General features: G+C 60.3%; 8 protein-coding genes. 7 read left to right on the top strand and 1 reads right to left on the bottom strand.

The features are described 5' to 3' along the window. A partial coding sequence (locus AC1DSG_RS24235) for a LysR family transcriptional regulator (protein WP_477793159.1) occupies nt 1-830 on the top strand: 830 nt, incomplete at its 5' end. Nucleotides 831-903: 73 nt separating this feature from the next. Further along, nucleotides 904-1,320 (top strand): DUF3010 family protein, encoded by a 417-nt coding sequence (locus tag AC1DSG_RS24230; RefSeq protein WP_477793158.1) that lies wholly within the window; start codon nt 904-906, stop codon nt 1,318-1,320. 162 nt (nt 1,321-1,482) lie between these two features. On the opposite strand, the gene AC1DSG_RS24225 is transcribed toward AC1DSG_RS24230, so the two are convergent. Further along, nucleotides 1,483-2,427 carry a GlxA family transcriptional regulator gene (locus AC1DSG_RS24225; RefSeq protein ID WP_477793157.1) on the bottom strand — a complete coding sequence of 315 codons (945 nt, stop codon included), beginning with the start codon at nt 2,425-2,427 and terminating at the stop codon, nt 1,483-1,485. Between the two features lie 367 nt (nt 2,428-2,794). Here AC1DSG_RS24225 and choX point away from each other — a divergent pair, with 367 nt between their 5' ends. The 5 genes from choX (at nt 2,795) to AC1DSG_RS24200 (ending at nt 7,607) form a co-directional block, all read left to right on the top strand. After that, complete coding sequence (gene choX, locus AC1DSG_RS24220; RefSeq protein ID WP_477793156.1) at nt 2,795-3,739, top strand: choline ABC transporter substrate-binding protein; 945 nt, start codon at nt 2,795-2,797, stop codon at nt 3,737-3,739. Between the two features lie 74 nt (nt 3,740-3,813). Beyond that, entirely contained in the window at nt 3,814-4,701 is an 888-nt protein-coding gene (gene cdhC, locus AC1DSG_RS24215) for a 3-dehydrocarnitine:acetyl-CoA trimethylamine transferase CdhC (RefSeq protein ID WP_477793155.1), read from the top strand. A gap of 142 nt (nt 4,702-4,843) precedes the next feature. Beyond that, entirely contained in the window at nt 4,844-5,809 is a 966-nt protein-coding gene (locus AC1DSG_RS24210) for an L-carnitine dehydrogenase (protein WP_477793154.1), read from the top strand. 143 nt (nt 5,810-5,952) lie between these two features. Then, nucleotides 5,953-6,429 (top strand): thioesterase family protein, encoded by a 477-nt coding sequence (locus AC1DSG_RS24205; RefSeq protein ID WP_477793153.1) that lies wholly within the window; start codon nt 5,953-5,955, stop codon nt 6,427-6,429. A 14-nt stretch (nt 6,430-6,443) separates the two neighbouring features. After that, nucleotides 6,444-7,607 carry a gamma-butyrobetaine dioxygenase gene (locus AC1DSG_RS24200; protein ID WP_477793152.1) on the top strand — a complete coding sequence of 388 codons (1,164 nt, stop codon included), beginning with the start codon at nt 6,444-6,446 and terminating at the stop codon, nt 7,605-7,607. Nucleotides 7,608-7,649: the final 42 nt, after the last annotated feature.

Below are 7,649 nucleotides of genomic sequence, written 5' to 3'. Positions count from 1 at the left end.
AGACTCAATCGACCGTCAGTGTGGCGATCTCCAATCTGGAAGCTGACCTCGGCGTGGCACTGTTCGACCGCTCCACTCGCAGCCCGGTCCTGACGGCAGCTGGTCACAAAATGCTACTGCAGGCTCAGTCAGTTCTGGAACGCTGCCTGACGCTGCAGGCCCATGCCGACTGCTTGTCGGATGTACTTGAGCCCAGCCTGTCTCTGGCAATCGAAACGCCGTACAACGCCGTAATGCCGGCGTTGCTGGATTTCGAAAAGGCCTTCCCATATGTGGATCTGATTATTCGGCACCCGGTGTATGGGGATGTCAGCGAGCTTGTGGCCAAGGGTCAGGCGGTGCTGGGGATCGCCTTCTCCCAACCCCAATACCCGCCGGAACTGGAATTCCAGCAAATGGGCAAGTTAATCATGCTGCATGTCTGTCACCCGGAGCATGCGCTGGCGAAACTGGAGAGCGTGAACTTCGACGACTTGCACGTGCACCGTCGGCTGGCATTCAGTGCACATGCCGAAAAATTTCCCAGCAGCGAGTACCTGTGCTCCACCCGTATCTGGCAGGCGGAAAATTATCTGGCATTGCTGGAAATGGTCCGTGCAGGGCTCGGCTGGGCGACATTGCCCCGCCAGTTGATTCAACGCGAGCTGGCCAATGGCGAACTGGTCGAACTGCAACTCGACGCCTACCCCAATACGGACTGGCACATCGGGGTTGACCTGCTCTGGGCTCGTACACGGAAAATGGGAAAAGCAGAGCGCTGGCTCAAGGAACGCCTGCAACAAAACAAAGTCTTCGAGCTGGACCGTCGCGGGCAGTCGACCACCCTGTAGCACTCAATTCGTGACTTCACGCCCCCGCTGCGCCACCATCCAGACTCCACCGCCTGACCCAAAAGGGATCGAAATGAAAGTCTGCGGCATCGAAATCAAAGGCAGCGAGGCGATCATCGCCGTGGCCTCCCTCGACGACCAAGTGCTCAGCCACGTTGCGCTGGCCACCAAGAAAATCGCCCTCGACGATGACGAGGACGCGGCGAACGTCAAAGTCTTTGCCGCCCAGGTCGCGTCGTTCGTGCGTGAGAACTCCATAGACCGGATCGCGATCAAGAAGCGCAGCAAGAAAGGCGAGTTTGCGGGCGGGCCAACCACGTTCAAAATCGAAGGGGTTTTTCAGCTGCTGGAGAATTGCGAGGTGACGCTGCTGTCGCCACAGATGATTAATGCGCAGAGCAAGAAGTTTGATTTTCAGCTGCCGGCGACGTTGAACAAGTATCAGCATGAAGCGTTTAAAGCCGCTTGCTCGGCGCTGATGAAAAAGTAACTCAAATCCCGCCAACACATAGAACCTGTRGGAGCCGGCGGTGCGACGATTCGACTTGCCCGCGATGAGGCCGGCACTTTCAACATTGATGTTGACTGACACACCGCGATCGCGGGCAAGTCGAATCGTCGCACCGCCGGCTCCYACAGGTTTCTCGGCTGGTCATGCTTTGGCGGTACGTCGGTCTTCCCGCGGACACCGCTCAAACTTCGCCCGATAACTTCGGGTGAAATACGACGGCGATTCAAACCCGCACGCAATGCTCACCTCCAGCACACTCATATCCGTCTGCCGCAACAACTGCTGCGCCTTTTCCAAGCGTAATCGCAGGTAAAAATTGCTCGGTGTGTCGTTCAGGTGCAGGCGAAACAATCGCTCCAGCTGCCGCCGCGTCACCTTGATCGACTCCGCCAGTTCCAGCGTGCTCAGCGGCGGTTCGCTGTGCTGTTCCATCTCGCCGATCACGTGCACGAGCTTCTTGTTGCTGATGCCGTACCGCGTGGCGACTTCCATGCGCTGGTGGTCTTTGCGCGGGCGGATGCGGCCAAGTACGAATTGTTCGCTGACCTGGATCGCCAGTTCCGGGCCGTGGGCCTGGGCGATGAGGTCGAGCATCAGGTCGATGGAGGCGGTGCCGCCCGCCGAGGTGATGCGGCGGCGGTCGATCTCGAACAGCTCCTGGGTGACGCTGAGCTGTGGATAGGATTCCTTGAACGCGTCGATGGCTTCCCAGTGCAGGGTCAGGCGATGGCCGTCGAGCAGGCCGGCCTCGGCGAGGATGAAGCTGCCGGTGTCGATGGCGCCGAGGGTCACGCCTTCGTTGTCGAGACGCCGCAACCAGTGCTCCAGCGCCGGGGTGGCAAACTTCAGCGGCTCAAAACCTGCGACGACCAGCAGGATCGCGCCTTTCTTCAACGGTTCCAGCGCCGCGTCGGCGTTGACCGACATACCGTTGCTGGCCAATACCGCGCCGCCGTCAGCGCTCAACACATGCCAGCGATACAGCTCGCCGCGGAAGCGGTTGGCGACCCGCAGCGGTTCGATGGCCGAGATAAATCCAATGGCCGAGAAACCCGGCATCAACAAGAAGTAGAAATCCTGGGACATGGGGCGCACTCGATAGGCGGGTAACGTGAGGGCGGGTAGCGTGAGGACGTTGATACGCCACTTGCATCAGGCATTCAAGAGGACAGGTCGCTGCAGTGCAAGAGCTGGTCGCCGTAGTGCGCTTTCATGGGAGCGTAGCTGCGTAACTTGGCATCACCGGCGCACGGCGCATCCGGTCTTACGAATAGCTGCTCAATTTTTGCGGCGTCTGTTGCCCTCAAGCTGCGTTGCCGCTCCTCGTCATAGCGGGCTATGACTCGTCGCGGCGCCTTGCCTGAGTACAACAGCCACTCGCCAAAATATGAGCGCTATCCGCAAGACCGGATGCAGACCGGACCCACAATAATGAACTGCCGAGGAACCTGAGATGAAACGACTGATCAGCAGCTGTGTTCTTGCACTCAGCGGTACCGCCTTGCTGAGCGCCAGTGTCATGGCCGCCGAACCCGCCTCATGCCAGAACGTGCGCATGGGCGTAGTGAACTGGACTGACGTAATCGCCACCAGTGCCATGACCCAGGTCCTGCTCGATGGCCTCGGCTACAACACCAAACAAACCAGCGCATCCCAGCAAATCATCTTTGCCGGGATCCGCGACCAGCGTCTGGACTTGTTCCTCGGTTACTGGAACCCGCTGATGACCCAGACCATCACCCCGTTCGTCGATGGCAACCAGGTCAAAGTGCTTGAAGCGCCAAGCCTTAAAGACGCCCGCGCCACCCTCGCCGTACCGACATACCTCGCCGACAAGGGCCTGAAAACCTTCGCCGACATCGCCAATTTCGAGAAAGAGTTGGGCGGCAAGATCTACGGTATCGAACCTGGCTCAGGCGCCAATACCCAGATCAAGGCGATGATCGCCAAGAACCAGTTCGGTCTCGGCAAGTTCCAACTGGTCGAGTCCAGCGAAGCCGGCATGCTCGCCGCAGTGGATCGCGCCGTGCGTCGCAACGAGGCCGTGGTGTTCTTCGGCTGGGCGCCGCACCCGATGAACGTCAACGTGAAGATGACCTACCTCACCGGCAGTGACGACGCCCTCGGCCCGGACGAAGGCATGGCCACGGTCTGGACCGTCACCGCGCCGAAATACACCGAGCAGTGCCCGAACATCGGTCGTTTGCTGAGCAACCTGACTTACTCCGCCGAAGACGAGAGCCGGATGATGCAGCCGCTGCTGGATCACAAGGACGCCTTCGAATCGGCCAGGCAATGGCTGAAAGATCACCCGCAAGACAAACAGCGCTGGCTCGAAGGCGTGACCACCTTCGATGGCAAACCCGCGGCTGAAAACCTGAAACTGACCAGTAAATAACCCTCAATCGAACCATCGATTCGCAGCCCGACAGGGCTGCGAACAGACTAATCACGCCTGTAAGGAACCGCCTCATGAACCACGACGTCATCATCACCTGCGCACTCACCGGTGCTGGCGACACGACCAGCAAGAGCCCACACGTGCCGGTCACCCCGAAACAAATCGCCGCCGCCGCCGTGGAAGCCGCGAAGGCCGGCGCCACCGTGGTGCACTGCCACGTGCGCAACCCCGAAACCGGCAAGTTCAGCCGTGACGTGGCGCTGTACCGTGAAGTGATGGAGCGCATCCGCGAGGCCGACGTCGACATCATCGTCAACCTTACCGCTGGCATGGGTGGCGACCTGGAAATCGGCGCCGGCGAGAACCCGATGGAGTTCGGCCCGAACACCGACCTGGTCGGCCCGCTGACCCGCCTGGCGCATGTCGAAGAACTGCTGCCGGAAATCTGCACCCTCGATTGCGGCACCCTGAACTTCGGCGATGGCGACACTATTTACGTGTCCACCCCGGCCCAGCTGCGTGCCGGCGCCAAACGCATTCAAGAGCTGGGCGTGAAAGCCGAGCTGGAAATTTTCGACACCGGTCATCTGTGGTTCGCCAAGCAGATGATCAAGGAAGGCCTGCTCGACGACCCGCTGTTCCAGCTGTGCCTGGGCATCCCGTGGGGCGCGCCGGCGGACACCACCACCATGAAAGCCATGGTCGACAATCTGCCGGCCAATGCGGTGTGGGCAGGGTTTGGTATCGGTCGCATGCAGATGCCGATGGCCGCTCAGGCAGTGCTGCTCGGCGGCAACGTGCGGGTTGGGCTGGAAGACAACATCTGGCTGGACAAAGGCGTACTGGCGACCAACGGCCAACTGGTCGAGCGCGCCAGCGAAATCCTCAGCCGACTGGGTGCCCGCGTGCTGACCCCGGCGGAAGGTCGCATAAAAATGGGGCTGACCAAGCGCGGTTAACTGCTAACAACTCTTTCCAACTGTGGGAGCGAGCCTGCTCGCGATGGGGCCGTCACATCCGGCATCTCTGCCGACTGACACTGCGCAATCGCGAGCAGGCTCGCTCACACAGGGGATCACCGAATACTTTCAGGACGTCGCCATGACCTTCATCACCGAAATCAAAACCTTCGCAGCCCTGGGCAGCGGTGTCATCGGCAGCGGCTGGGTGTCCCGCGCCCTCGCCCATGGCCTCGACGTTGTGGCTTGGGACCCCGCGCCGGGTGCCGAAGCAGCCCTGCGCGAACGTGTCGCCAACGCCTGGGGCGCACTGGAGAAACAGGGCCTGGCGCCTGGAGCCTCTCAGGATCGTTTGCGCTTTGTCGCGACAATTGAGGAATGCGTACGCGATGCCGATTTCATTCAGGAAAGCGCCCCTGAACGCCTCGATCTGAAACTGGAACTGCACAGCAAAATCAGCGCAGCGGCCAAACCTGATGCCTTGATCGGCTCCAGTACATCGGGCCTGCTGCCGAGCGAGTTCTACGAGAGCGCAACGCACCCGGAACGCTGCGTGGTCGGGCACCCGTTCAACCCGGTTTATTTGCTGCCGCTGGTGGAAGTGGTCGGCGGCAAAAACACTGCGCCGGAAGCCGTTCAAGCAGCAATGAAAGTCTATGAATCCTTGGGTATGCGTCCGCTGCATGTGCGCAAGGAAGTTCCCGGCTTTATCGCCGACCGCTTGCTCGAAGCACTCTGGCGCGAGGCGCTGCACCTGGTGAACGACGGCGTGGCGACCACCGGTGAAATCGACGACGCGATTCGTTTTGGCGCGGGCCTGCGCTGGTCGTTCATGGGCACGTTCTTGACCTACACCCTGGCCGGCGGCGATGCCGGGATGCGCCACTTCATGGCGCAGTTCGGACCGGCCTTGCAGTTGCCGTGGACGTACCTGCCGGCGCCGGAGTTGACCGAAAAACTGATTGATGATGTGGTGGATGGCACCACTGATCAGCTGGGGACGCACAGCATTTCGGCGTTGGAGCGCTATCGTGATGATTGCCTGCTGGCGGTGCTTGAGGCGGTGAAGACCACCAAAGAGAAGCATGGGATGGCTTTCAGCGAATAACCCGCCGCACTGATCGTTCCTACGCTCCGCGTGGGAATGCCTCAATGGACGCTCTGCGTCCGCTCTTGGGACGCAGAGCGTCCCGGGCTGCATCCCCACGCGGAGCGTGGGGACGATCATCCCGATCATGCCTGGAGAGAAACATGCCCACCCTCACCACCTACCAAACCCGCATCATCTCCGACTGGGTCGACTACAACGGCCACTTGCGCGATGCCTTCTACCTGCTGATTTTCAGCTACGCTACCGACGCGCTGATGGATCGCCTCGGCATGGACAGCAATAACCGCGAAGCCAGCGGCCACTCGCTGTTCACCCTCGAACTTCACCTCAATTACCTGCACGAAGTGAAGCTCGACGCCGACGTCGAAGTGCATACGCAGATCATTGGCCACGACAGCAAGCGCCTGCACCTCTATCACAGCCTCCACTTGGTGGGTGATGACAAGGCGCTGGCCGGTAACGAACAAATGTTGCTTCACGTCGAACTCGCCGGGCCACGATCCGCACCGTTCAGCGAACTGTCACTAAGCAAGCTGCAAGCCATTGTTGCCGAGCAAACCGACCTGCCCACCCCTGACTACATTGGCCGAGTGATCGCTTTACCCCCCCAAAAATAACAAGGAGATCGCCATTGAACACCGCCGCCGCTTTTGCCGACTTCCGTACTTATCCGTTGATCAGCGCGCTCCTTGGCGTGCATCCCTTGGCGGACCGAATTCTGGTGAAGTGGGCCGATCATCGCGTCAGCCCCTTTCATCACCAATGGTTGCGGGACAACTGCCCGTGCCCGAAATGCGTCTATGCCGTGACCCGCGAGCAAGTACTGGAAATTGTCGATGTCGCGCCAAACCTGATGCCAAGCGGGGCAAGTGTCGATGTTGAAGGTTGTCTCAGCGTCGAGTGGGAAGATGGCCACCTCAGCCGCTTCGACCCCGGCTGGTTGCGCGCCCACGCCTATGACGATGAATCCCGCGCCGAGCGCCAGGCCGGCAAACCCAAAGCGCAGCTTTGGCACAGCGATTTGCAGTTGCCGGTGTTCGATTACCAGGCGTTGATGAACGACAATAACGCCCTGCTGCAATGGCTGCTGGCGGTGCGCGACGTCGGCCTGACTCAGGTGCGCGGCGTGCCGACTGAGCCGGGTTCACTGAAACTGATCGCCCAGCGGATTTCCTTCATCCGCGAAAGCAATTTCGGTGTGCTGTTCAACGTGCAATCCAAGGCCGATGCCGACAGCAATGCCTACACCGCTTTCAACCTGCCGTTGCACAGCGATCTGCCGACCCGGGAGCTGCAACCGGGGCTGCAATTTCTGCATTGCCTGGTCAATGACGCCGACGGTGGCGAGAGTATTTTCGTCGACGGCTTTGCCATTGCCGAAGCCTTGCGCAATGAGGATCCCGAGGCGTTCCAAAGCCTCTGCGAAATCCCTGTGGAGTTCCGCAACAAGGACCGTCACAGCGACTACCGTTGCCTGGCGCCGATCATTGCACTGGATGCTTTGGGACAGGTGTCGGAAATTCGCATGGCGAACTTTCTGCGCGGGCCGTTTGATGCCTCCGTGGAGCAGATGCCCAGGTTGTATCACGCGTACCGGCGGTTCATTGCGATGACTCGGGAAGCGCGGTTTCGGGTGATGACGCGGCTTAATCCGGGTGAGCTGTGGTGCTTTGATAACCGTCGCACGCTGCATGCCCGGAATGCGTTCGACMCCGCCAGCGGTGCCCGGCATTTTCAGGGGTGCTATGTGGATCGGGATGAGTTGTTGTCGCGCATTCTTGTGTTGCAACGCTAAATCCGCGTCATCGTTCATCGCGGGCAAGCCCGCTCCCACATT

The organism is Pseudomonas sp. P5_A12, assembly GCF_056400685.1.
Note: the sequence above shows the minus strand (reverse complement) of the source record. Positions and strands in the feature narration are given on the sequence as shown.